Source organism: uncultured Azonexus sp. (genome assembly GCF_937982035.1).
Taxonomy (GTDB): domain Bacteria; phylum Pseudomonadota; class Gammaproteobacteria; order Burkholderiales; family Rhodocyclaceae; genus Azonexus.
This window is the reverse complement of sequence record NZ_CALJNI010000008.1, coordinates 286,580-308,166: the sequence shown is the minus strand read 5'-3', so window position 1 is coordinate 308,166 and position 21,587 is coordinate 286,580. Positions and strand designations below refer to the sequence as shown.

The window sequence follows — 21,587 nt, the reverse complement described above, 5'->3', positions numbered from 1 at the left end:
CAGGGCGCGGAGTCATTTTTGCACGAAGATTTCCGCGCCCTGTCAAGCACAAAAATTCAGATTCAGGCTTGACTTATACACAACAAAGAGTTTCGCCCTGTTTTCACGCCGGAAACCCGCTGTTTATGCGGATAAAAACATAGGTCATTGAAAAACAACAAGTTTTAATCTGCCTATTGTTGGGGCAAAGCAGCAAAAATGCTTACGCGACGCAGGCTTGCAGCGCTTTCACCCACTTTTCCCACAAAGTTATCCACAGCTTTTGTGGACAACTGAAACGCGCCGACCGCCAAGCGTTTTTCCGGACCGATCATGCCTGTTCTGCGCGTCGCCCTCGATCTGCCCCTGCATCGCCTGTTCGACTACCGGGCCGACGATGCCACGCCTGCCGATGTCGGCCTGCGGGTGCGGGTGCCGTTCGGGCGGGGCGAGCGGATCGGCGTCATCGTTGCCGTGGTCGGACAGAGCGAATGGCCGGCCGGCCAGTTGAAAACGGCCGGGGAAATCTTGCGCGATCCCGGACCTTTGCCCGACGATTTCTTTGCCTTGTGCGAGTTTGCCAGTACTTACTACCAGGCTCCGCTCGGCGAAGTCCTCCTGCAGGCCTTGCCCGCCGGTCTCAAGCGCCTGTCGCCGCCGGAACGCCGCGCCGGGCGCCCGCGCAAACCGCCGCCGGCCCTGCCGGAGCCGGCGCTGACCGAAGAGCAGGCCGCCGCCATCGCGCAGGTCGACATCGACGGCGGCTATTCCGCCCACCTGCTGTTCGGCGTCACCGGCAGCGGCAAGACCGAGGTCTATCTGCGCCTGATCGACCAGGCACTGCAACTTGGCCGCCAGGTGCTGCTGCTGGTCCCGGAAATCAACCTGACGCCGCAACTGGAAGACCGCGTCCGCGGGCGTTTCCCGGACCGTTGTGTGGTCTCGCTGCACAGCGAACTGGCGGAAGCCGCGCGCGAGCGCAACTGGCGTAGCGCCTTTGCCGGTGAGGCTGATCTGGTGCTCGGCACCCGCCTGTCGGTGTTCACGCCGCTGCCGCGCCTGGGGCTGATCATCGTCGATGAGGAACACGACCCGTCATTCAAGCAGCAGGACGGCATGCGCTATTCGGCACGCGACGTCGCCGTGGTCCGCGCCCGCCAGTTGGCCGTCCCGGTGCTGCTCGGTTCGGCGACGCCGTCGCTGGAAAGCTGGGCCAACGCCCAAGGCGGGCGCTACAAGCTGCTGACCTTGAAGGAACGGGCCAATCCGGCGGCTCGCCTGCCGGCTGTGCATGTGCTCGATACCCGCCGGATGACGCTCAAGGAAGGCATCAGCGAACCCTTGCTGGCGGCGATCCGCGAACGTCTGGCGCGCGGCGAGCAGAGCCTGGTCTTCCTGAATCGTCGCGGCTACGCGCCGGTACTGGCGTGTGCGGCCTGCGGCTGGGTATCGCGCTGCCAGCGCTGCGCCGCCAACCTGGTGCTGCACCTGGCCGACCGCCGCCTGCGCTGCCACCACTGCGGCTTCGAGAACGGCATTCCGCGAGCCTGCCCGACTTGCGGCAACCAGGACATCCATCCCTACGGCCGCGGCACGCAACGGGTCGAGGAATGGTTGCAGGGCGAATTTCCCGACGCGCGCATCCTGCGCGTCGACCGCGATTCGGTGAAAAGCCGGACGCAATGGGAGACCATGCTCGAACGCATCCACGGCGGCGAGGCCGACATCCTGGTCGGTACGCAGATGCTGGCCAAGGGCCACGATTTCCCCAAGCTGACGCTGGTCGGCGTGCTTGGTGCCGACGCTGCGCTGTACGCCGCCGACTGGCGCGCCCCGGAGCGACTGTTCGCGCAACTGATGCAGGTCGCCGGCCGCGCCGGACGGGCCGAATTGCGCGGCGAGGTGCTGGTCCAGACGCAGTATCCCGATCATCCGCTGTTCGCGGCGGTGGCCAGCCACGATTACCCGGGTTTTGCCGCGACCCAGTTGCAGGAACGCGAGCAGGCCGGCTTTCCGCCTTACGCCTTCCAGGCCGTCCTGCGCGCCGAGGCGCCGGCGATGGCCGACGCCGTGGCCTTTCTCGAACTGGCGGCGGCGCTGCCGGTGGTCAAGGCGCACGATCAGGTCATGCTCTACGACCCGGTGCCGATGAAGATGGCCCGGCTGGCCAACCTCGAACGCGGGCAGCTGCTGGCCGAGGCCTTTTCACGACCGGCCTTGCAGGCCTTCCTGCCGCGTTGGCGGGAAGCCATCGAAGGCCTGAAAACCTCGAACAAATTGCGCTGGCACCTGGAAGTCGATCCGCTCGAACTTTGACGGGCATGTCCCTTGCAATGGCTTGAGCCCAATGACTGCAAGGAGTGCATCATGAGAATCCAGGAATCGGCCGTCGACATGACCGCCAGTCATACCGCAGCCAGCAGCCGCAGCGTGGCGATCGAGAGCGAACTGCGCTTTGACCAGCTTTTCCAGCGCCTGGCAAGCGACGAAACCGACAAGGGTGACAAGCTGCGCGAGCGGGTGCAGAAGATGCTCGAATCGCTGCTTGAGTCCATCCTGGCGGCAATGGATGGCCGGCAATGCCGGAAGGAAATTGCCGCCGACCTGCCCGCCGATGCCGATGGCGGCAGTCCGGAGCCCGGCCCGGCCCGGCAGATGCACTGGCGCCGCGCGGTGTACGAACGGGTCAGCGAATCCGAATCGACCCAGGTATGTGGCAGTGGGCTGGTCAAAACCTGTGACGGCCGGGAAATCGCCTTCAATTTCAAGGTCGACATGGCGCGCGCCTACACCTGGGAAAGCTCCGCCGAGGAATCGGGCAGTGTCGAGTTGCGCGATCCGCTCGTGCTCAACTTCGATGGCACTTACTGCCAGTTGGTGGACAGCCGCTTCTCGTTCGATCTGGACGCCGACGGTACGCCTGAGTGGTTGCCTGAATTGGCCGACGGCAGTTGCTTCCTGGTCTTCGATCGCAACGGCAACGGCCGGGCCGACGATGGCAGCGAATTGTTCGGCACCCGCAGCGGCAACGGCTTCGCCGATCTGGCCAAGCTCGACGAAGATGGCAATGGCTGGATCGACGAGGGCGACAGCGCCTTTGCCAGACTGGCCCTATGGTCCGGTGACAGCTTCCGCTCGCTGGCCGAGGCCGGGGTTGGGGCGCTATATACCCGGGCGGTCGATGCGCCGTTCTCGCTCAAGAACGCCGACAACGAACTGCTCGGGCAGATCCGGGCGGCTGGCGTGTACCTGATGGAGAGCGGCAGTGCCGGGCTGATGCAACAGGTCGACCTGGCGACCTCAGACCGCTCGCCGGGGACGCAGGAACCAGATCAGCGACAGCGCCTGTAGACCGAGCAGGCAGTAGAAGGCCGTCCGGTAAGCCGCAGCCGTATCCTGACCGGCGGCCTGCAGGGCATCGACGAAACCGCCGATGCCCCATTGCAGGCCGAAGGCGCCGAAGAAGACGAGCAGGTTCAGCGCGGTATTGGCGCGTCCCGACATGGTCGGCGGGAAGGCCTGGGCGACCAGCGAATAGGCAATGTTGGAAAGCGAGAAGCAGGCGCCGAGCAGGGGCCACAGCCAGTCGCCGGCCCAGCCGGGTTGCAGGCAGATTGCGGCGAAGGCCGCAAAAGCGGTGAGCATCGCCCAGCGGAACAGCTTGTCCAGCGGCACGCCGCGATGCACCAGCGCGGTGGCGAAAAAGCCCATGAACAGGAAACCGCCGAGCATGGCCACGCCCATCCAGGTCAGGCGGGCGGCGACAGCGGTGGCGTCCAACTGTTCGAGCACGTTCATCCAGCGCGAGGCCCACAGCCCCTGAACAGCCATGAAACCGCCGGTGAAGCAGAAACCCATCGGCGCGTAGCGCCAGAAATGGGCGCTGGCGAAAATCTGGCGGATGCCGGCCATCTGTTCGGCGAAGCTGGCGCTGTTGCCCGTGCTTGGTTTGTCCGGCACCAGCCGCCACAGCAGGGCGGCGACGAGCAGGGTGATGAGGGCCAGCGCGAGGACGATTTCCCGCCAGCCGGTGAAGCCGAGGGCGATTTCCAGCGGCTTGGCGGCGGCCAGCGCGCCGAGCCCGCCGGAAGCCATGATCCAGCCGGTCAGCGAGGCCTGGCGTTCGGGCGGAAACCACTGGGTGAAGGCCTTGAACGAAGCCATCAGACAGGCCGAGACGCCGAGCCCGATCAGGGCCCGGCCCAGCGTCAGCCCGCTGAGGCCGTCGGCCAGCGCAAAGACGGCGGCCCCGGCGGCGGCAACGCACAACAGCGCCGCTTCGACACGGCGCGGACCGAAGCGGTCGAGCAGCATGCCGAGCGGCAACTGGGCGGCGCCGAAGGCGAGGAAATAGGTGCTGGTCAGCAGACCGAGCGCGTTGTCCGGCAAGGCCAGTTCGCCGGCGATGACCGGGCCGAGCACGGCGTTGACCGTGCGGTAGAGGTAGGACAGGAAGTAGCCTGCGGCAAAAGGCAGGAACAGGCGCAGCATCAGGCTGCGCGGATCGGGGTGGCTCATGCCTGCTCCGGTTTCACGTGGAACGTTGCCGGCGCTGCGGCCGGGGTGTCGGGACTGCGCCTCAGCCAGGCGAGCCGTTGTTCGATTTTCTGCCGCCAGTGCTCGGCGATGCCCGGGGTGGCGGCCAGCCGCTCAAGTTCGTCGATGGCTGGGCGATGGTCTTGCCAGAGCAGCATGGCGGCTGCCAGCGTCGGCCCGCTACCGGTTTGCTCCAGCCGCAAGGTGTCACCGGGGGCGACCGTGCCCGGCGTCAGGACGCGCCAGTACCAGCCGGTCAGACGCTGTTCGGCAATGAACTGTGCCATGCCCTCGGTGGCGAAGCGCTCGTCGATCTTCCAGCAGGGATTGCGTGGCTGGCAGACCTGCAGGCGGGCGTCGCCGAGTTGCCAGATGTCGCCGATGCGCACACTGCTTTCGTCGAGTTCAGCGGTGGACAGGTTTTCGCCCAGACTGCCCGGTACCAGTTGCCCGGCGATTTCGGGAAAACGGGCGGCGAGCCGGGCGTAATGTGCGGCCGGGTAGAGATGGACGGCCTTTTCCGGGCCGCCGTGCACGCGCCGGTCAGCCTGGCTGTCGGCGAGAAAGCCTTCCGGGCCGAGCGCCAGTGGGCCGGTCGCCGGTTGTTTGTAGATGCCGGTCGGTCGCCCGGATTCGGGAAGCAGGCGGATGCTGCCGACAAAAAGGGAGATCTGTGCCATGGGACGGCGATTGTGCCATCAATTCCACAGCCATGCAGCGCCGCGTACCCCCGAGGAATCCCCGTGGGCGGGCGGCAGGATGCGGGTGCGCAGATCGTCGGAGAACACGTGGGGCCGGCAATAGCCCGGGAGCTTTTCGTAGAGCTGCGCCATCTGCGACAATCCGCCGCCGAGGACGACGACGTCGGGGTCGAGCAGGTTGATGACGCTGGCCAGCGCCCGCCCGAGACGGCGCGCGTGGCGGTCAAGGGTGGCCGCACAGGCGGCATCGCCGGCGGCTGCCTGTTGGGCAATCTCGACGGCGGAGAGGGCGATTCCGGTGCGGCGCTGATGGTCGGCTGCCAGGCCCGGCCCCGACAGCCAGGTTTCGTTGCAGCCGTCGCGGCCGCAGTAGCAATGCAGGGGCGGCAGCGGATCGAGCGGGTCGGCGGGCAGGGGATTGTGCCCCCACTCGCCGGCAATGGCGTTGGCGCCGACCAGTACCCGGCCATCGATGACGATGCCGCCACCGACGCCGGTACCGAGAATGACCCCGAACACGCAGGCGGTGCCGCGTCCGGCGCCGTCGATGGCTTCCGAGAGGGCAAAACAGTTGGCGTCGTTGGCCAGGCGGATTTCCCGCTGCAGCAGGTGCTGCAGGTCGGCGCGCAACGGCTGGCCGATCAGGCAGGTCGAGTTGGCGTTCTTGATCCGCCCGTCGATCAGCGATTCGGCGCCGGGAATGCCGATGCCGACGCTGCCGTACCGGCCCAGTTCTTTCTCGGCATCGGTGACCAGACCGGCGATGGCCTGCAGGGTGGCGGGATAGTCGCCCTGCGGCGTGGCGACGCGTCGACGCAACAGTTCGCTGCCGTCGTCGGCGAGGGCGGCAATCTCGATCTTGGTGCCGCCGAGATCGATGCCCAGCCGCATCAGACGCGGACGGCGACCGCCTTGACGTTGCCCCAGGTGGTGGTCATCGTGCGCAGGACGCTGGCGCCGGATTCGAGCAGCAGGAGGAAGAGGTCGCGCTCGGAATAGAGGCAGACTTCGTTGCGGATATCGTACTTGCGCGCCATCGCCGGGGACAGCTTGCTGTAGCGCTCGTAAATCGACTGTTCGCGTCCCGGATAGCCGTCGCCCAGTTCCGAATGCAGGCCGAGGATGGAAATGTAGAGCTTGCCGCCGATCTTCAGCTTTTGCATCAACTGGCGGATCAACTGTTTGCCTTGCGCGTAGGGCAGGCTGCACAGGCCGCGGCGCAACACGATGATGTCGAAGGGGGCACCGCTGTCGGTTGTGGGCGGTGCCGGCAGTTCGGTCGGCGTGAAATGGATGCTGCCGGTCAGGCCGGAGGCCAGGATGCGGCCTTCGATTTCGCGTTGCCGGTCGGCGACGTCGGCCACCGTGACCTGAGCGTCGAGCTGGGCAAAGCGCACGGCCAGCTTGCACTGTCCGGCCGGCAGTACGAGCACGGGGACGCTGTGATCGATACGCTGGCGCTTGGCACATTCCTCCAGCGCCAGTTGCTGGATGGCGTCGTTGTCCTCGGACCAAGGATTGGCATTTGTATTGTTGTGCACTGGCGTCTCCCCCTTTGGGACATTGTGCATGAGCGTTGATGCTCCTGGCAACCCGGCCTGTCGGGGAAAACCGCGATTGACCTTGGCGCGCTACCGGGCAGAATCGGTGCTGCCGTCGGAATTCCGAGGGCAGGTCGGCGAGGGACGTCGGTTTTCCGTGAGCCGGCCTGGTGTTGGTGGAGTCAAATTGCCAGAAAATCAATGGCTTGTTATTTTTGTCGGCGCTTGGAAACGCTGGCACATGGCTTGCGATGTATCGCCTGCCGAAGCCCGCTCGCGGCTTCCTTACCTTCAGGAGAAGACATGAAACGTATCGCCCTCGCCGCCGCCCTCGCCGCCGTGTTTTCCAGTGCCGCCATCACGCCGGCTTTTGCCCAGGAAGCTTCGACGCTGAAGAAGATCAAGGACACCGGCAGCATCACGCTCGGTCACCGTGAATCCTCGATTCCCTTCTCTTATTACGACGACAAGCAGCAGGTCATCGGCTACTCGCATGAGCTGATGCTCAAGGTCGTCGATGCGATCAAGAACGAACTCAAGCTGGCCAAACTGGATACCCGCCTGATGCCGGTGACGTCGGCCAACCGCATCACCCTGCTGCAGAACGGCACGGTCGATATCGAATGCGGCTCGACGACGAATAACCTGGAACGCCAGAAGCAGGTCGGTTTCTCGACCACCATCTTCGTCATCGGCACCCGCCTGATGACCAAGAAGGGTTCGGGCATCAACGATTTCGCCGATCTCGCCGGCAAGAACGTGGTCACTACCGCCGGTACCACTTCCGAGCGCCTGATCCGCCGGATGAACGAAGAAAAGCAGATGAAGATGAACATCATCTCGGCCAAGGATCACGGCGAAGCCTTCCTGACCCTGGAAACCGGCCGTGCCGTCGCGTTCATGATGGACGACGCGCTGCTCTACGGCGAAATGGCCAAGGCCAAGAAGCCGGGCGACTGGACCGTGGTCGGTACCGCCCAGTCCAAGGAAGCTTACGGCTGCATGCTGCGCAAGGACGACGCCGAGTTCAAGAAGGTCGTCGATGCTGCGCTGACCAAGGCGATGACTTCCGGCGATGCCGAGAAGATCTACAACAAGTGGTTCATGAACCCGATCCCGCCCAAGGGCCTGAACCTGAACATGCCGCTGTCGGCTGAAATGAAGGCCTTGTACAAGGCGCCGAACGACAAAGCGTTCGAGTAACCCTCCCCAATTTATTTGCTGTGCTGCCGGTGCCTCCTGAGTGAGGTACCAGGCCCGGCTCATCCCCAAAAAACAGAGGAGTTCACCATGTTCAAGAAAATTTTCACCCGCTGTGCGGTCTTCGCCGCCGGCTGCGCCGCCTCGCTGGCGGTCATGGCTGCCCAGCCCAACGTCGTCATCCTGGCCACCGGCGGCACCATCGCCGGTGCCGGTGCCGAAGCCACCAACAGCGCCACCTACCAGGCGGCGAAAGTCCCGGTCGACAAGCTGATCGCCGGCGTGCCGGAACTGGCCAAGGTTGCCGCGGTGCGTGGCGAGCAGGTCTTCCAGATTGCTTCCGAGAGCTTCACCAACGACCACCTGCTGGCGCTCGGCAAGCGCGTCTCGGCGCTGGTCAAGCAGGCCGATGTCGACGGTATCGTCATCACCCATGGCACCGATACGCTGGAAGAAACCGCCTACTTCCTGAATCTGGTGATCAAGAGCGACAAGCCCATCGTCCTGGTCGGCTCGATGCGTCCGGGCACCGCGATGTCGGCCGACGGCATGCTCAACCTGTACAACGCCGTTGCCGCCGCCGCGGCCAGGGATGCTCGCGGCAAGGGCGTGCTGGTGGCGATGAATGACGAACTGAACAGCGGCCGCGACGTCTCCAAGATGATCAACATCCAGACCGGCGCCTTCAAGAGCCCCTGGGGTCCGCTGGGCATGATCGTCGAGGGCAAGAACTACTGGTTCCGCCTGCCGGCCAAGCGTCACACCGTCAATTCCGAGTTCGACATCGACAAGATCGACAGCCTGCCGGCGGTCGGCATCGCCTACGGTCACGGCAACGTTGCCGACACCGCCTACAAGGCATTGGCCGCCAGCGGTGCCAAGGCAATCATCCACGCCGGGACCGGCAACGGCTCGGTGGCCAAGAATGTTGTCGCCGGCCTGCGCGAACTGCGCGGCCAGGGTGTGCACATCATCCGTTCGTCGCACGTCAATGCCGGCGGCTTCGTCCTGCGCAACGCCGAACAGCCGGACGACCAGTACGACTGGGTCGTCGCCCACGACCTCAACCCGCAGAAGGCCCGCATCCTGGCCACCGTCGCCCTGACCAAGACCGGCGACAGCAAGGAACTGCAGCGCATTTTCTGGGAATACTGATCCCGGCCCGCGGGCGGCCGAGCAAGGCCGCCCTTACTTTCCCTTTCAGGAGTTCCGCATGAATTACCAATGGAACTGGTCCATCTTCCTGCAGCCGACCGTGGTCGGTGACACGACCTACCTCGGCTGGATGTTCGCCGGCCTGCAGATGACGGTGATGCTATCGCTCAGCGCCTGGGTGCTCGCGCTGCTGCTCGGCGCCGTCGTCGGCGTTCTGCGCACCGTCCCGAACAAGCTGCTGAGCGGGCTGGCTACCGCCTACGTCGAGTTGTTCCGCAACATTCCCCTGCTTGTCCAGTTGTTCATCTGGTATTTCGTGATGCCGGAACTGGTACCGCAGAGCCTGGGCGACGCCTACAAGCAATCGCATCCGGTGCAGCAGCAGTTCCTGGCGGCGATGCTCTGCCTGGCGCTGTTCACCAGTGCCCGCGTGGCCGAGCAGGTCCGTTCGGGCATCAATTCGCTGCCCAAAGGCCAGAAAAACGCCGGTCTGGCGCTCGGCTTCACGTTGCCGCAGGTGTATCGCCACGTGTTGCTGCCGATGGCGTTCCGCCTGATCGTGCCGCCGCTGACTTCGGAGTTCCTCAACATCTTCAAGAACTCCGCCGTCTGCTCGACCATCGGCCTGCTCGAACTGGCCGCCCAGGGGCGCCAGCTGGTCGATTACACGGCGCAGCCCTACGAATCCTTCATCGCCGTCACCGTTGCCTACGTGGCGATCAACGTCATCGTCATGACGCTGATGAAGTTGCTGGAAGACAAGGTCCGCGTGCCGGGCTACATGGGGGGCAAGTAAATGGCTTACGAATTCGACTGGTCTTCGATTCCCGGCGCCTTGCCGATACTCTGGGACGGCATGGCGGTATCGCTGGAAATCACCCTGATCGCCATCGTCGTCGGCATTGTCTGGGGCACTCTGCTGGCGATGATGCGGCTGTCGTCGATCAAGCCGCTGTCGCTGTTTGCCGCCGGCTATGTGAACCTGTTCCGCGCCGTGCCGCTGGTCATGGTGCTGCTCTGGTTCTTCCTGATCGTACCGCGCTTCATCGCCGACCTGTTCGGTCTGCCGCCCAATACCGACCTGCGCCTAGCTTCGGCGATGATTGGCTTTGCCTTGTTCGAGTCCGCCTACTACTCGGAAATCATCCGTGCCGGCATCCAGTCGGTGCCCAAGGGCCAGATGGCGGCCTGCCAGGCGCTGGGCATGACCTACGGTCAGGCGATGCGGCTGGTGATCCTGCCGCAGGCCTTCCGCAACATGGTCCCGCTGCTGCTGACCCAGGCCATCATCCTGTTCCAGGACACCTCGCTGGTCTACGTGTCCGCGCTGGCCGACTTCTTCGGTTCCGCCTACAAGGTCGGCGACCGCGACGGCCGCCTGGTCGAGATGCTGCTGTTTGCCGGCCTCGTCTATTTCATCCTCTGCTTTGCCGCGTCGATGCTGGTCAAGCACCTGCAGAAAAAATACCAACCGGCCTGAGGCCGCGTTTCCAGGAGATAGTCATGATCCAGATTTCCCATGTCAGCAAGAACTACGGCACTTTCGACGTGCTCAAGGATTGCAGCACCACGGTCAGCAAGGGCGAGGTCATCGTCGTTTGCGGTCCTTCGGGTTCCGGCAAGTCGACGCTGATCAAGTGCGTCAATGGCCTCGAACCCTTCCAGTCGGGCGAAATCATCGTCAACGGCACCTCGGTCGGCGATCCGAAAACCAATCTGTCCAAGCTGCGCGCCCATGTCGGCATGGTTTTCCAGAACTTCGAGCTGTTTCCGCACATGAGCATCACCCAGAACCTGGCCATCGCCCAGGTCAAGGTGCTCGGTCGGAAGCAGGACGAGGCTGTCGACAAGGGCTTGAAGCTGCTCGACCGGGTCGGCCTCAAGGCGCATGCGCACAAGTTCCCCGGCCAGTTGTCCGGCGGCCAGCAGCAGCGCGTGGCAATCGCCCGGGCGCTGGCCATGGACCCGATCTGCATGCTGTTCGATGAACCGACCTCGGCGCTTGATCCGGAAATGGTCAACGAAGTGCTCGACGTGATGACCGAACTGGCCCAGGAAGGCATGACCATGATGTGCGTGACGCACGAAATGGGCTTTGCCAAGCGGGTTGCCAACCGCGTCATCTTCATGGACCACGGCCGCATCGTCGAGGACGACAGCAAGGAAGCCTTCTTCGCCAATCCGCGTTCGGAACGGGCGCAGCAGTTCCTGGCCAAGATCCTGCACCACTGATGGCCAGCCTGGACGCTAAGGAAAGCATGTCATGAAAGCCTTGTTCCGCCTGGGCATCGGTCCGCAACTGGCGATGGCATTTACCGTCGTCGTCGGCCTGTTTGTCGTTGTCGCCGGCTGGACGACGTTCAGTCTGGGGCGCGTCGATGCGGCGGCCGAGCGCATCGCCACGGTGTCTTTGACCAAGGACAGCCAGATTGCCGAGCTGGGCTATGCCTACGCCGGCATGCGCGAAAGCGTGCGCAACAACATCATTTTCACCGATGCCGAGGTGATGAAGGCGGAAGCCGCACGCTACGAGCGCGAGAAGGCGCGCTTCTTCGCCGCCCTCGGGGCACTGGAGAACATTGCGGTCGACCATGCCGTCGCCGGCGAAGGTGCCTTGCTGCAGCGGGTCAGGCAACAGGCGACGGCGGCCATCGAGATCCAGGACAAGGCGATGGCCGAGGCCATGCAGTTCCTGTCGACGGTGGCCATGGGCATCCTGCAGCAGGAAGCCGAGCCGCGCATGCAGGTGCTCGAAGCCAGCATCGCCGAAGCGCGCCAACTGGTGCAGGCGCAAAGCCGCGAACGGGCCGGCGACATCGTGGCCGAGTCGGCGAATACCCGTCGCCTGACGCTGATCCTGGTGGTCGTTGCCGTCCTGATCGCCGCCGTACTCGGTTATCTGCTGACCGGGGGCGTGCGTCGTCCGCTGGAAACGACAGCTCGCCTGATGGAAAGCATTGCTGCCGGCGACCTGACGCAGCGCATCGAGCCGAACGGCTTTGCCGAAATCCGCCGTGTCCAGGCGGCGGCGATGAAGACCACCCAGTCGCTGGCCGACATTCTGGGCGCCATCCGCCTGGAAGCCGGGCAACTCAAGCATGCCGTCACCGCGCTTTCCGGTTCGGCCGACGAAATGCGCGGCGGTTCGGAAGCGCAGGCCGCGGCCAGTGCCGCCATGGCCGAAACGCTGCAGACCATGTCGGTCTGCATCACGCATATCGCCAACCTCGGTCAGGAGGCCCAGGATCTGTCCGGCAAGGCCGGGCAGCAGGCGGCCGGTGGTTGCCAGACGATCCAGACCATGGTCGACGAGATTCGTCAGATTGCCGGGCTGGTCACCGATTCGGCGGCAACGGCAACGACGCTGGGGCAGGAGTCGGAGCGCATCTCGGCGATTACCTCGGTGATCCACGATCTGGCCGACCAGACCAACCTGCTGGCGCTGAATGCCGCGATCGAGGCGGCGCGGGCCGGCGACAGCGGTCGGGGCTTTGCCGTGGTCGCCGACGAGGTGCGCAAGCTGGCCGAAAAGACGACCGCTTCGGCCAGCCAGATCGCCGCCATGGTCAGCGCCATCCAGAACGGCGCGCGCTCGATGGCCGAACACATGCAGCGCTCGGTCAGCCGCGTCGACGAGGGCCTGCGCATGGCCTGTGCGGCCGGCGAATCGATGAGCGCCATCGAAAGCAGCAACCGCCACGTCGCCCGGGTCATCGAAGAGGTCTCGGCCAGTCTGCGCCAGCAGTCGTCCGGCGGCGAGGAGATCGCCGCCCGGGTCGAGCACATCGTCCGGATGATCCATGAAAACAATCGGGCCACCGCCAGCATGGCGACCACGGCGCGGCAACTGGACAATCTGGCGAGCAGTCTCGAATCGGGTATCGCCCGTTTCCGGACGGCCTGAAAATGACCATCGACGAGCACCTGCTCAGACTGCTGGTCAGTTTCTTTCTTGGCGGCCTGATCAGTCTGGCAACGATCACCAACCCCTTGTCGAAGATACCGCTCTTTCTCTCCCTCGCGGCCGGCCGAGCGGCGCCGGAGGCTACGCTGGAAGCCCGCCGGGCGTGTTTCTACGGCTTCCTGCTGCTGGCCGGCGGATTGTTCGCCGGCGTGATGATCCTCGAAGCCTTCGGCATCTCCTTCGGTGCCCTGCGCATCGCCGGTGGCCTGACCGTGTCCATCATCGGTTACCGCATGCTGTTCGGCACCAGCGATACGACGCTGACCGGCGGTGGCGGCAGCTTTGCCTTTTTCCCGCTGGCGATGCCGGGTATCGCCGGGCCGGGGGCGCTGGCGACGGTGATCGGCATTTCCTCGGAGATTGCCGAACTCGATAGCGGCATCAGTCGCTTGCTGGCCTATTCGGCGACGGTGGCGAGCATCGCCATGACCTGCCTGCTGATCTGGCTGGTGCTGCGCTCGGCGCGCTGGGTATCGCGCCGGTTGGGCAGCGAGGGCATCAACGTCGTCGCCCGCCTGAACGGCTTCCTGCTCGTCTGCATCGGCGTCCAGTTCGTCGGTTCCGGCATCCGCAGTTTTGTCGCCGGCACCTGAGCCGGCAACGCATCAACCACAACCATCAATGGAGACAACATGACCACACGACTCGAACACGATCTGCTCGGCGACGCCGAGGTACCCGCCGGCGCCTATTGGGGCGTGCATACGCTGCGCGCCATCGAGAACTACCCGATCACCGGCAAGAGCATCGGCAGCTATGGCGAACTGGTGCGCGCCCTGGCGCTGACCAAGCAGGCGGCGGCGCTGGCCAATGCCGAGCTCGGCCAGCTCGACCGCACGCGCGCCGACGCCATCGTCGCCGCCTGCCAGGAAATCGCCGGCGGCAAGCTGCACGACCAGTTTGTCGTCGACGTCATCCAGGGCGGCGCCGGTACCTCGACCAACATGAACGCCAACGAAGTCATCGCCAACCGGGCGCTGGAAATCCTCGGCCACCGGAAGGGCGACTACGCCCACCTGCACCCGCTCAACCACGTCAACATGTCGCAGAGCACCAACGACGTCTATCCGACGGCACTGCGCGTCGCGGCCTGCTTCGCCATCCGCGGCCTGCTGTCGGCAATGGCCGGGCTGCGCGAGGCTTTCGCCGCCAAGGCCGAGGAATTCAAGGACGTGCTCAAGATTGGCCGCACCCAGTTGCAGGACGCCGTGCCGATGACCCTCGGTCAGGAGTTCTCGACCTACGCGGTGATGCTGCAGGAGGATGAGCTGCGCGTCGCCGAAGCCATCGCCCTGATCCGCGAGATCAACCTCGGCGCCACCGCCATCGGCACTGGCATCAACACCGACATGCGCTACTCCAAGCTGGCCATCGACCACCTGTCGCGCCTCGCCGACCTGCGCCTGGAAGCGGCGCCCAACCTGATCGAAGCGACCCAGGACTGCGGCGCCTTCGTTCAGCTTTCCGGCGTGTTGAAGCGCGTCGCCGCCAAACTGTCGAAAACCTGCAACGACCTGCGCCTGTTGTCGTCCGGTCCGCAGGCCGGGCTCAATGAAATCAACCTGCCGCCGCGCGCCGCCGGCTCGTCGATCATGCCGGGCAAGGTCAATCCGGTGATCCCGGAAGTGGTCAACCAGATCGCTTTCGAGGTCATCGGCAACGACGTCACCATCACCATGGCGGCCGAAGGCGGCCAGTTGCAGTTGAACGCCTTCGAACCGATCATCGCCCACAGCCTGTTCAAGAGCATCGAACACCTGACCGCCGGCTGCCGCACGCTGACCGCCCATTGCGTACGCGGCATCACCGCCAACCGCGAGCTGCTGGCCGAGCGCGTACGTACTTCGGCCGGGCTGGCAACGGCGCTGAATCCCCATATCGGCTACGAGAACGCCACGCGGGTTGCTCAGGAAGCACTACGCAGCGGCCGCGGTGTCGCCGAGCTGGTCGAGGAGATGGGGCTGATGGACAAGGCGCAGCTGGCCGCCGTGCTGGCCCCCGAGGTGCTGACCGCGCCGCGCCGGCCGGGCTGAGTTGCCATGGCGGGCCGTGCCGTTGCCCGGCATTGCCGGGCAGCGAGCGTTTGATCATACAATGACCCATCCCTGAGCCCGCCTGTCATGCCGGAACCCGAGACCATCTTGCCATCCCCGCTGCCCAATCCGCACCGCGTGCTCGGTCTGGCGGGGTTGCTGGTGATTTTCCTGCTGCTCGGTCTCGCCTCCTACCGGATTTCCGAGCACTATGGGGTCGAAAGCATGCGCCAGGCAGCGTCGCATCAGCTCGACATCCTGGGCGCGGCGATCGACAGCGAGGTGACCCGGCATGCTTCGGTGCCCAGCGCGGTCGAGTTGAACCCCGATGTCGTGATGCTGCTGCGCGCGCCCAGCGAAGAGGCGGACATCCGCCAGGCCGAGGCCAATCGCTTCCTGCAGAAACTCAACGATCATCTGGGCGGGCCGGCGATATTCGTCCTCGATCTGAGCGGCCGCGTGGTGGCTTCGAGCGACTGGATATTCTCGGATAACCTGCTCGGTTCTGATCTCTCCTACATGCCGTTCTTTCGCGATGCGGTGCGCGGTACGCCGGCCCGCCATTACGCGGTTGATCATATCCGGCATGAACCGGGCTATTACTTTGCCTTGCCGATCCGCGACGAGAGTCGTGAATGGGCGATCATCGGTGTCGCCGTCGTCAAATCCGGCATCCGCGAAGTCGAGCGCCGCTGGCTGGCGCAGGAAGCGCCGGCCCTGATCGTCGACCGCAACGACGTGGTGCTGCTCGCCTCGCCGCCGGAATGGCGCTACGCGACGCTGCGGCGGCAGCCGCCGGAGGTGCTCGAACGCCTCGGCCGGCAGCAGTTTGCCGGTCAGTCGCTGGGAGCGATCAGCCTGGACATCGACCTGGCCGGCGCCGATGAAGGGCGCGTGGTACGCCTGCCCAAGCATCTGCGCGACGACGTGGCGCCGGCGCAGGGGGCGCGTCCTTATCTGGCGATGGCCCGGAATCTTTCGGGCACGGCCTGGCGCATCGTCGTCTTCTCCGATCTGCGCGCGGTCGGCGTCCAGGCGGCGACGCATGCCGCGCTCAGCGTGGCGGCCCTCGGTTGCCTACTGCTCGGTGTCTTGTACGCCCGCCAGCGGCGCCGCCTGGCGCGCGGGCGCGAGGAGGCGCGGGCGATGCTCGAACTGGCCAACCAGGAACTGGAGCGCAAGGTCGAGGCGCGCACCGTCGACTTGTCCGAGGCGGTCTCCGGTCTGCAGCGCGAGGTCCAGGAACGCCAGCGCGCCGAACAGACCTTGCGTGCCGCCCAGAATGAACTGGTCCAGGCGGCCAAGCTGGCCGTGCTCGGCCAGATGGCGACGGGGATTACCCACGAACTGAGCCAGCCGCTCGGCGCCATTCGTACCCTGTCGGCCAACGCCGCCGAATTCATGCGTCGTGGCGAGGCGGCGACCGCCGAACGCAATCTCGCCATCGTCGAGCAGTTGACCGAGCAGATGGGCAACATCATCGGCCCCTTGAAGACCTTTGCGCGTAAATCGCCAGCGGTTTCAAGCGCGGTCGATATCGGGCAGGCGGTGGATAGCGCGCTGTTCCTGTTCGAATCGCGATTGAAGAAGGATTCGGTGATTGTCGAGCGCCATTTTGCCCCCGGCGCCACGACCGCCTGGTGCGATCGCAACCGGCTGCAGCAGGTGCTGGTCAACCTGGTCGGCAACGCCCTTGACGCGATGCACGACGAGCCCGTCCGCCGCTTGAGTTTCAGCAGCGAATCCAGTAGTACGGGCAAGATCGCGCTGTCCATCGTCGATAGCGGTCACGGTTTTTCCGAGGAGGCGGTGGCGCATCTGTTCGAACCCTTCTTCACCACCAAGCAGCCCGGTGAAGGCCTGGGACTTGGCCTGACCATCTCGCGGGATATACTCCGCGATTTCGGCGGTGATCTGATGGCCGGCCCGGCACCCGGTGGTGGTGCCCGCTTCGTCGTCCTGCTACCGCCCCTGTCGTCGGGAAGCGCTTGATGAAAACATCCTTGCAGGTCCTGCTCGTCGAAGACGACCCCAATGTCCGCCTGGGGTGCGAACAGGCCATGCAACTGGCGGGAATTCCCGTGCTCTCGGTGGCTTCCGCGGAAGCTGCGGAAAAGTACCTGAAGCCCGATTTTGCCGGCATCGTCGTCACCGACATGCGGCTGCCGGGGGGTAGCGGCATGGACCTGCTGCGTCTGGTCAGGGAACGCGATCCCGATCTGCCGGTGATCATCATCACCGGCCACGGCGACGTCACGCTGGCGGTCGAGGCGATGCGCAACGGTGCCTACGATTTCATGCAGAAGCCGTTCTCCACCGACGATCTGGTCGATGTCGTCCGCCGGGCGCTGGAGAAGCGGGCGCTGGTGCTGGAAGTCGAGGCCCTGCGCCGGCGCCTGGATCAGCGCGACGACCTTGAATCCCGCTTGATCGGGCGTTCGCCGCAGATGCAGCAGGTGCGCCGGCTGATCCTCGACATCGCCGATGCCGGCGTCGATGTGCTGATCTACGGCGAAACCGGTACCGGCAAGGAAATGGTCGCCCGCTGCCTGCACGACCTGTCGCGTGCCGGTCAGGAAAACTACGTCGCCCTCAATTGCGGCGGCATGGCCGACAACATCCTCGACAGCGAATTGTTCGGCCACGAGGCCGGTGCTTTCACCGGGGCGCAGAAACGGCGTATCGGCAAGATCGAGTACGCCAGCGGCGGCACGCTCTTCCTCGACGAGGTCGAGAGCATGCCGATGAGCATGCAGATCAAGTTGTTGCGCGTGCTGCAGGAACGCGTCATCGAGCGGCTCGGCTCGAACCAGCAGGTACCGGTCAATTGTCGCGTGGTGGCGGCGAGCAAGGAGGACCTCAAGAGCTGGTCGGAACAGGGCAAGTTCCGCGCCGACCTCTATTACCGCCTCAATGTCGTACGTATCGAACTGCCGCCGTTACGCGAACGGCGCGAGGACATCCCGGCGCTTTACGATGCCTTCCTGCTGCAGGCGGCCAAGCGCTACAACCGGCCGCTGCCGGCATTGACGCCGGAGGTCCTGCAGCGGCTGATGGTCCAGGACTGGCCGGGCAACATCCGCGAATTGAAGAATGCCGCCGATTGCCATGTTCTCGGCATCGGCAAGGCCTGCAGCGGGATCGATCCGACCGTCAAACCGTCGCTGGCCGAGGCGGTCGAGAATTACGAGCGCCTGCTGATCGCCGACGAGTTTTCGCGTCAGGAAGGCAACATCCAGCGTACCGCCGACGTCTTGAGGACTGCCCGCACGACCTTGCACGACAAATTGAAGAAATACGGTCTGCTATAGTGCCTCTCCCTTGAGAGAGATGACGCGAACGGACAGATGCGATGATCGTTACCTTCGAATCCAGCGAAACCGGTGAATTGCTGATGTACGCCGAAACGGCGAAAACCTTGCTGGAAATTGTCGGCAAGGAAACCGGGGCGCGCGGTGTATTCACTCAGCCCGAAATGTTGCCGGCCGCCGCCAAGTTGCAACGCGCCGTCGATGAGGCGCGTCGTCAGATGGCGGGTGCGCCGGAACCGGACGATGAGGAAGAGCGGCAGAAACCGCCGCCGGTTGGCCTGCCGCAACGTGCTTGGCCGATGATCGATATGCTCGAGCGGACCGCGAAAAGCGGCCCGGAAGCACACATCGTCTGGGAAGCGGCGACCGACTTCTGAGCGTCGGGCTCAGAACAGCTCGATATCGTCGTTCTTTTCCTTCATCTCGGCCATGAAGCGTTCGACCGCTTCCTGAACCGGGATGCCCTGCATGACCGCGTCGAACATCGCGATTTCCTCGCGCGTCGAATATTTGGCCTTGATCCGGTCCTGCAGACCGACCCATTCGCCGGGGTTGTAGAGGCGGGCCGGTTCGGCGACCAGGTCGCTGAGTTCGCCCAGGCTCAGGCCGACGTGGGCCAGGCGCTGTACCAGCTTGTCGTAGAACTGGAAGGCGATGATCGCCTGGTGCACCATGCCGGAAACGTTGCCGGCAGCGCCGAGCAGTTCGGCCCGGGCAGTACCGGTAGCGCCGTCGGCGGGCAGGGCTTCGACCTTGCCGACGATTTCCTGCATGCAGCCGGCCATTGTGGTGAAGGACTGCGTCAGCACATCGACGGAGGCATTGCTGTCCTTCATCGCGTGCTCGATCTGCACGGCGGCAAGCTCGAGCATCAATACGGTTTCGCGGACCTGGCTCCAGTTGAGGTCCGGGGCGTGCGCGGTGGAGCCGCGCGGCGGAACGATCTTGTCGGTCATGGTGGTGTCCTGTTCTGGTCGGCGACTATAACCCACTTCCGGCTACCCGTTCCAGCACAACGTAATGCTTGCGGACGGCTTCGAGCACGGCGAAGGTGCCGGTGAATCCGGCCGGGATCACGCCGGCCTCGCCAGGACCGAATTCGGTCGCCTCGCCGTCGCTGTCGGTGATGCGGATACGGCCTTCGATGACGCAGAAGAACTCGTCCTTGCCCTCGGCAAAGGCGATGCGCCAGGCGCCCGGCTCGCAGGCCCAGATGCCGGCAACCAGATCGCCCTGCGGCGCCGCGAAATGTTCGTGCGTGGTGCGCAGCGGGTTGCCCTCGACCCGGCGGTCGGGACGCGGGTGATCGTAAGTCGCCGGTGGCGACTGACGGGAAAAGACGGTCAATTTCGGCATGACGTGATCTTGATGACTAAGGGCGCAATTTTACGGCGCGCCCCGGGTAATTGGCACCTGCAGTGCATTTTCACCGGATAATCCGCGCATGTCCGCTCTGTTTTCCCTGCTCGCAGCACTGTCGCTGCTGTTACTGCCGATCACGTCGCTGCAGGCCGCGCCTGAAATCGCCATCGACGTCGGCCACGGCGGGCGCGATACCGGCGCCATTTCGGCACGCGGGCGCAGCGAATTCGAGTTCAACCGGGATCTCGCGGCGCAACTGGCGCAGACCCTGGCCGAGCGCGGCCGGGGCGTACGCCCGGTCAATTTCGACGGCAATATCGGCAGTCTGGCCGCTCGGCCCGAGGCTGCGGTCGGCAGCGACTTCTTCGTTTCCATCCATCACGATTCGGTCGGTGAGGCCTGGTTGCTGCCGTGGACCTGGGAAGGCGTCGAGCGGACGCATACCGAGGTCAAGCGCGGCTACGGCATCTTCGTCTCGGGCAATAATCCGGACCCCGCGACCAGCCTGCTCTGCGCGTCGGCGATGGGCGCCATGCTGCGCCGCGCCGGCTTCGTGCCGAGCGACTGGCATGGGCGCAAGCACGCGCCGGCCGATGCGGAAAATGGCGTCTGGTATTTCGACAATCTGGTCGTCCTCTACCGGACGACGTTGCCGGCCGTGCTGTTCGAAGCCGGCGTGATCAAGCACAAGGACGAGGAGCTCGAACTGCTTGACCCCGGGCGTCAGGCGCGCATGGCCGATGCGCTGGCGACCGGGCTGGCCGCCTGCCTCCAGGTCACAGGAAAACCGGTTCCGGACTGAGATCGACGGCGAATTTCTCGCGCACGGCCGCCTGGACGGCCGCCATCGTGGCCCGTACATCGGCGCCGCTGGCGCCGCCGCGATTGACCAGCACCAACGCCTGTTTCTCGTACATGCCGACCGGGCCGAGATCCTTGCCCTTCCAGCCAGCCTGTTCGATCAGCCAGCCGGCGGCCAGTTTGACGCGCCCGTCGGCTTGCGGATAGTGCGGCAACTTGGGGTAGGCGGCGAGCAGAGCGTCGGCCTGCGTCCGCTCGACCACCGGGTTGTGGAAGAAGCTGCCGGCATTCGGCGTCACCGCCGGGTCCGGCAACTTGCGCCGGCGTACGGCGATGACGGCGTCGGCCACATCGCGCGCGCCCGGTTCGGCGATGCCGCGCTCGGCCAGTTCAAGGCGCAGGTCGGCGTAACCGATGTTCGGCCGGTAATTCCTGGGCAGGCGGAAAACCACCGAGACGATGGCGACACGGCCGTCGAGGTGCCAGCCTTCCTGCTTGAACAGGCTGTCGCGGTAGGCGAAACGACAGGCGGCGCGGTCGAGGGTGAACAAGGCTTGCCTGGCAAAATCCCAGGCCGTCACCGAATGCAGGCGCTCGCCGACTTCCAGCCCGTAAGCGCCGATGTTCTGCACCGGCGCGGCACCGACGGTGCCCGGGATCAGCGACAGGTTTTCCAGCCCGGGACAGCCATGCGCCAGCGTCCACTCGACGAATTCGTGCCAGTTTTCACCAGCGCCGGCCTCGATGTAGACGGCCTCGTCGTCCTCGCGCCAGACGCGCTTGCCGGCGATCGCCATGTGCAGCACCAGGCCGTCGAAATCGCCGGTCAGCACCAGGTTGCTGCCGCCGCCAAGGATGAAGCGGCGCTCGCCGGGGGCGACGGCCGCCAGTTGCCCCGGATCGGTGACCCTCAGGTAACGCGCCGCCTTGCCCGGCAGCGCGAGGGTGTTGAAGGGGGTGAGGTCGATGGCGGTCTGTACGGTCATGGCGCCATTGTCGCCGAT

The 21,587-nt window shown here is 65.0% G+C and carries 22 protein-coding genes; 14 read left to right on the top strand and 8 right to left on the bottom strand.

Annotated features, from left to right (window positions below; translation table 11 throughout):
• Positions 1 to 173 precede the first annotated feature (173 nt).
• Entirely contained in the window at positions 174 to 314 is a 141-nt protein-coding gene (locus Q0799_RS07460; protein ID WP_298396454.1) for a hypothetical protein, read from the bottom strand.
• Between Q0799_RS07460 and Q0799_RS07455 the strand changes: the two genes are divergently transcribed.
• Positions 313 to 2,295 (top strand): primosomal protein N', encoded by a 1,983-nt coding sequence (locus Q0799_RS07455; protein WP_298396451.1) that lies wholly within the window; start codon positions 313 to 315, stop codon positions 2,293 to 2,295. The genes Q0799_RS07460 and Q0799_RS07455 overlap by 2 nt on opposite strands.
• Before the next feature lie 51 nt (positions 2,296 to 2,346).
• Complete coding sequence (locus Q0799_RS07450) at positions 2,347 to 3,330, top strand: hypothetical protein (protein ID WP_298396448.1); 984 nt, start codon at positions 2,347 to 2,349, stop codon at positions 3,328 to 3,330.
• On the opposite strand, the gene Q0799_RS07445 is transcribed toward Q0799_RS07450, so the two are convergent.
• The 4 genes from Q0799_RS07445 to Q0799_RS07430 are packed head-to-tail and all read right to left on the bottom strand — an operon-like array spanning position 3,280 to position 6,757.
• Complete coding sequence (locus Q0799_RS07445; RefSeq protein ID WP_298396445.1) at positions 3,280 to 4,497, bottom strand: nitrate/nitrite transporter; 1,218 nt, start codon at positions 4,495 to 4,497, stop codon at positions 3,280 to 3,282. The genes Q0799_RS07450 and Q0799_RS07445 overlap by 51 nt on opposite strands.
• A complete protein-coding gene (locus Q0799_RS07440; RefSeq protein WP_298396442.1) occupies positions 4,494 to 5,195 on the bottom strand; it encodes an MOSC domain-containing protein in 702 nt (233 codons plus the stop codon). The genes Q0799_RS07445 and Q0799_RS07440 overlap by 4 nt, the downstream gene beginning before the upstream one ends.
• An 18-nt stretch (positions 5,196 to 5,213) precedes the next feature.
• Positions 5,214 to 6,107: an ROK family protein gene (locus Q0799_RS07435; RefSeq protein WP_298396440.1), complete on the bottom strand. Its 894-nt coding sequence runs from the start codon at positions 6,105 to 6,107 to the stop codon at positions 5,214 to 5,216.
• Positions 6,107 to 6,757 (bottom strand): hypothetical protein, encoded by a 651-nt coding sequence (locus Q0799_RS07430; RefSeq protein ID WP_298396437.1) that lies wholly within the window; start codon positions 6,755 to 6,757, stop codon positions 6,107 to 6,109. The genes Q0799_RS07435 and Q0799_RS07430 overlap by 1 nt, the downstream gene beginning before the upstream one ends.
• Positions 6,758 to 7,060: 303 nt before the next feature.
• Between Q0799_RS07430 and Q0799_RS07425 the strand changes: the two genes are divergently transcribed.
• The 11 genes from Q0799_RS07425 (at position 7,061) to Q0799_RS07375 (ending at position 18,797) form a co-directional block, all read left to right on the top strand.
• Positions 7,061 to 7,960, top strand: coding sequence for a glutamate/aspartate ABC transporter substrate-binding protein (locus tag Q0799_RS07425; protein ID WP_298396434.1), 900 nt, complete (start codon positions 7,061 to 7,063; stop codon positions 7,958 to 7,960).
• Between the two features lie 87 nt (positions 7,961 to 8,047).
• The gene (locus Q0799_RS07420; RefSeq protein ID WP_298396431.1) at positions 8,048 to 9,112 is read left to right on the top strand and encodes an asparaginase; all 1,065 of its coding nucleotides are present in this window, start codon (positions 8,048 to 8,050) and stop codon (positions 9,110 to 9,112) included.
• Between the two features lie 58 nt (positions 9,113 to 9,170).
• Complete coding sequence (locus tag Q0799_RS07415) at positions 9,171 to 9,908, top strand: amino acid ABC transporter permease (protein ID WP_298396428.1); 738 nt, start codon at positions 9,171 to 9,173, stop codon at positions 9,906 to 9,908.
• Positions 9,909 to 10,592, top strand: coding sequence for a glutamate/aspartate ABC transporter permease GltK (gltK, locus tag Q0799_RS07410; protein ID WP_298396425.1), 684 nt, complete (start codon positions 9,909 to 9,911; stop codon positions 10,590 to 10,592).
• A gap of 23 nt (positions 10,593 to 10,615) precedes the next feature.
• Positions 10,616 to 11,344 carry an amino acid ABC transporter ATP-binding protein gene (locus Q0799_RS07405; protein ID WP_298396420.1) on the top strand — a complete coding sequence of 243 codons (729 nt, stop codon included), beginning with the start codon at positions 10,616 to 10,618 and terminating at the stop codon, positions 11,342 to 11,344.
• A 31-nt stretch (positions 11,345 to 11,375) separates the two neighbouring features.
• A complete protein-coding gene (locus Q0799_RS07400) occupies positions 11,376 to 13,016 on the top strand; it encodes a methyl-accepting chemotaxis protein (RefSeq protein ID WP_298396417.1) in 1,641 nt (546 codons plus the stop codon).
• 2 nt (positions 13,017 to 13,018) lie between these two features.
• Positions 13,019 to 13,669: a MarC family NAAT transporter gene (locus tag Q0799_RS07395; RefSeq protein WP_298396414.1), complete on the top strand. Its 651-nt coding sequence runs from the start codon at positions 13,019 to 13,021 to the stop codon at positions 13,667 to 13,669.
• Between the two features lie 39 nt (positions 13,670 to 13,708).
• On the top strand, positions 13,709 to 15,109 hold the full coding sequence (locus Q0799_RS07390) for an aspartate ammonia-lyase (protein ID WP_298396411.1): 1,401 nt from the start codon (positions 13,709 to 13,711) through the stop codon (positions 15,107 to 15,109).
• 108 nt (positions 15,110 to 15,217) lie between these two features.
• Complete coding sequence (locus tag Q0799_RS07385) at positions 15,218 to 17,101, top strand: ATP-binding protein (protein WP_298396409.1); 1,884 nt, start codon at positions 15,218 to 15,220, stop codon at positions 17,099 to 17,101.
• Complete coding sequence (locus Q0799_RS07380) at positions 17,101 to 18,420, top strand: sigma-54 dependent transcriptional regulator (RefSeq protein ID WP_298396407.1); 1,320 nt, start codon at positions 17,101 to 17,103, stop codon at positions 18,418 to 18,420. The genes Q0799_RS07385 and Q0799_RS07380 overlap by 1 nt, the downstream gene beginning before the upstream one ends.
• Positions 18,421 to 18,461: 41 nt before the next feature.
• Complete coding sequence (locus Q0799_RS07375; RefSeq protein WP_298396404.1) at positions 18,462 to 18,797, top strand: DUF1840 domain-containing protein; 336 nt, start codon at positions 18,462 to 18,464, stop codon at positions 18,795 to 18,797.
• A gap of 9 nt (positions 18,798 to 18,806) precedes the next feature.
• Here the strand turns inward: Q0799_RS07375 and Q0799_RS07370 are convergent, their stop codons facing one another.
• The gene (locus Q0799_RS07370; RefSeq protein ID WP_298396400.1) at positions 18,807 to 19,376 is read right to left on the bottom strand and encodes a hypothetical protein; all 570 of its coding nucleotides are present in this window, start codon (positions 19,374 to 19,376) and stop codon (positions 18,807 to 18,809) included.
• 25 nt (positions 19,377 to 19,401) lie between these two features.
• Entirely contained in the window at positions 19,402 to 19,776 is a 375-nt protein-coding gene (locus tag Q0799_RS07365; protein WP_298396397.1) for a cupin domain-containing protein, read from the bottom strand.
• Positions 19,777 to 19,864: 88 nt separating this feature from the next.
• On the opposite strand from Q0799_RS07365, the gene Q0799_RS07360 reads away from it, so the two are divergent.
• Positions 19,865 to 20,584, top strand: a complete 720-nt coding sequence (locus Q0799_RS07360) for an N-acetylmuramoyl-L-alanine amidase (protein ID WP_298396394.1) — start codon at positions 19,865 to 19,867, stop codon at positions 20,582 to 20,584.
• Here Q0799_RS07360 and murB read toward each other — a convergent pair.
• Positions 20,559 to 21,569, bottom strand: a complete 1,011-nt coding sequence (murB, locus tag Q0799_RS07355) for a UDP-N-acetylmuramate dehydrogenase (protein ID WP_298396391.1) — start codon at positions 21,567 to 21,569, stop codon at positions 20,559 to 20,561. The two genes, Q0799_RS07360 and murB, sit on opposite strands and share 26 nt — an antisense overlap.
• Between the last annotated feature and the right edge of the window lie 18 nt (positions 21,570 to 21,587).

Coding starts and splice junctions, on each gene's coding strand:
- Q0799_RS07455 (WP_298396451.1), top strand. CDS start 313: ATGCCTGTTCTGCGCGTCGCCCTCGATCTGCCCCTGCATCGCCTGTTC.
- Q0799_RS07460 (WP_298396454.1), bottom strand. CDS start 314: ATGATCGGTCCGGAAAAACGCTTGGCGGTCGGCGCGTTTCAGTTGTCC.
- Q0799_RS07450 (WP_298396448.1), top strand. CDS start 2,347: ATGAGAATCCAGGAATCGGCCGTCGACATGACCGCCAGTCATACCGCA.
- Q0799_RS07445 (WP_298396445.1), bottom strand. CDS start 4,497: ATGAGCCACCCCGATCCGCGCAGCCTGATGCTGCGCCTGTTCCTGCCT.
- Q0799_RS07440 (WP_298396442.1), bottom strand. CDS start 5,195: ATGGCACAGATCTCCCTTTTTGTCGGCAGCATCCGCCTGCTTCCCGAA.
- Q0799_RS07435 (WP_298396440.1), bottom strand. CDS start 6,107: ATGCGGCTGGGCATCGATCTCGGCGGCACCAAGATCGAGATTGCCGCC.
- Q0799_RS07425 (WP_298396434.1), top strand. CDS start 7,061: ATGAAACGTATCGCCCTCGCCGCCGCCCTCGCCGCCGTGTTTTCCAGT.
- Q0799_RS07420 (WP_298396431.1), top strand. CDS start 8,048: ATGTTCAAGAAAATTTTCACCCGCTGTGCGGTCTTCGCCGCCGGCTGC.
- Q0799_RS07415 (WP_298396428.1), top strand. CDS start 9,171: ATGAATTACCAATGGAACTGGTCCATCTTCCTGCAGCCGACCGTGGTC.
- gltK (WP_298396425.1), top strand. CDS start 9,909: ATGGCTTACGAATTCGACTGGTCTTCGATTCCCGGCGCCTTGCCGATA.
- Q0799_RS07405 (WP_298396420.1), top strand. CDS start 10,616: ATGATCCAGATTTCCCATGTCAGCAAGAACTACGGCACTTTCGACGTG.
- Q0799_RS07400 (WP_298396417.1), top strand. CDS start 11,376: ATGAAAGCCTTGTTCCGCCTGGGCATCGGTCCGCAACTGGCGATGGCA.
- Q0799_RS07395 (WP_298396414.1), top strand. CDS start 13,019: ATGACCATCGACGAGCACCTGCTCAGACTGCTGGTCAGTTTCTTTCTT.
- Q0799_RS07390 (WP_298396411.1), top strand. CDS start 13,709: ATGACCACACGACTCGAACACGATCTGCTCGGCGACGCCGAGGTACCC.
- Q0799_RS07380 (WP_298396407.1), top strand. CDS start 17,101: ATGAAAACATCCTTGCAGGTCCTGCTCGTCGAAGACGACCCCAATGTC.
- Q0799_RS07375 (WP_298396404.1), top strand. CDS start 18,462: ATGATCGTTACCTTCGAATCCAGCGAAACCGGTGAATTGCTGATGTAC.
- Q0799_RS07370 (WP_298396400.1), bottom strand. CDS start 19,376: ATGACCGACAAGATCGTTCCGCCGCGCGGCTCCACCGCGCACGCCCCG.
- Q0799_RS07365 (WP_298396397.1), bottom strand. CDS start 19,776: ATGCCGAAATTGACCGTCTTTTCCCGTCAGTCGCCACCGGCGACTTAC.
- Q0799_RS07360 (WP_298396394.1), top strand. CDS start 19,865: ATGTCCGCTCTGTTTTCCCTGCTCGCAGCACTGTCGCTGCTGTTACTG.
- murB (WP_298396391.1), bottom strand. CDS start 21,569: ATGACCGTACAGACCGCCATCGACCTCACCCCCTTCAACACCCTCGCG.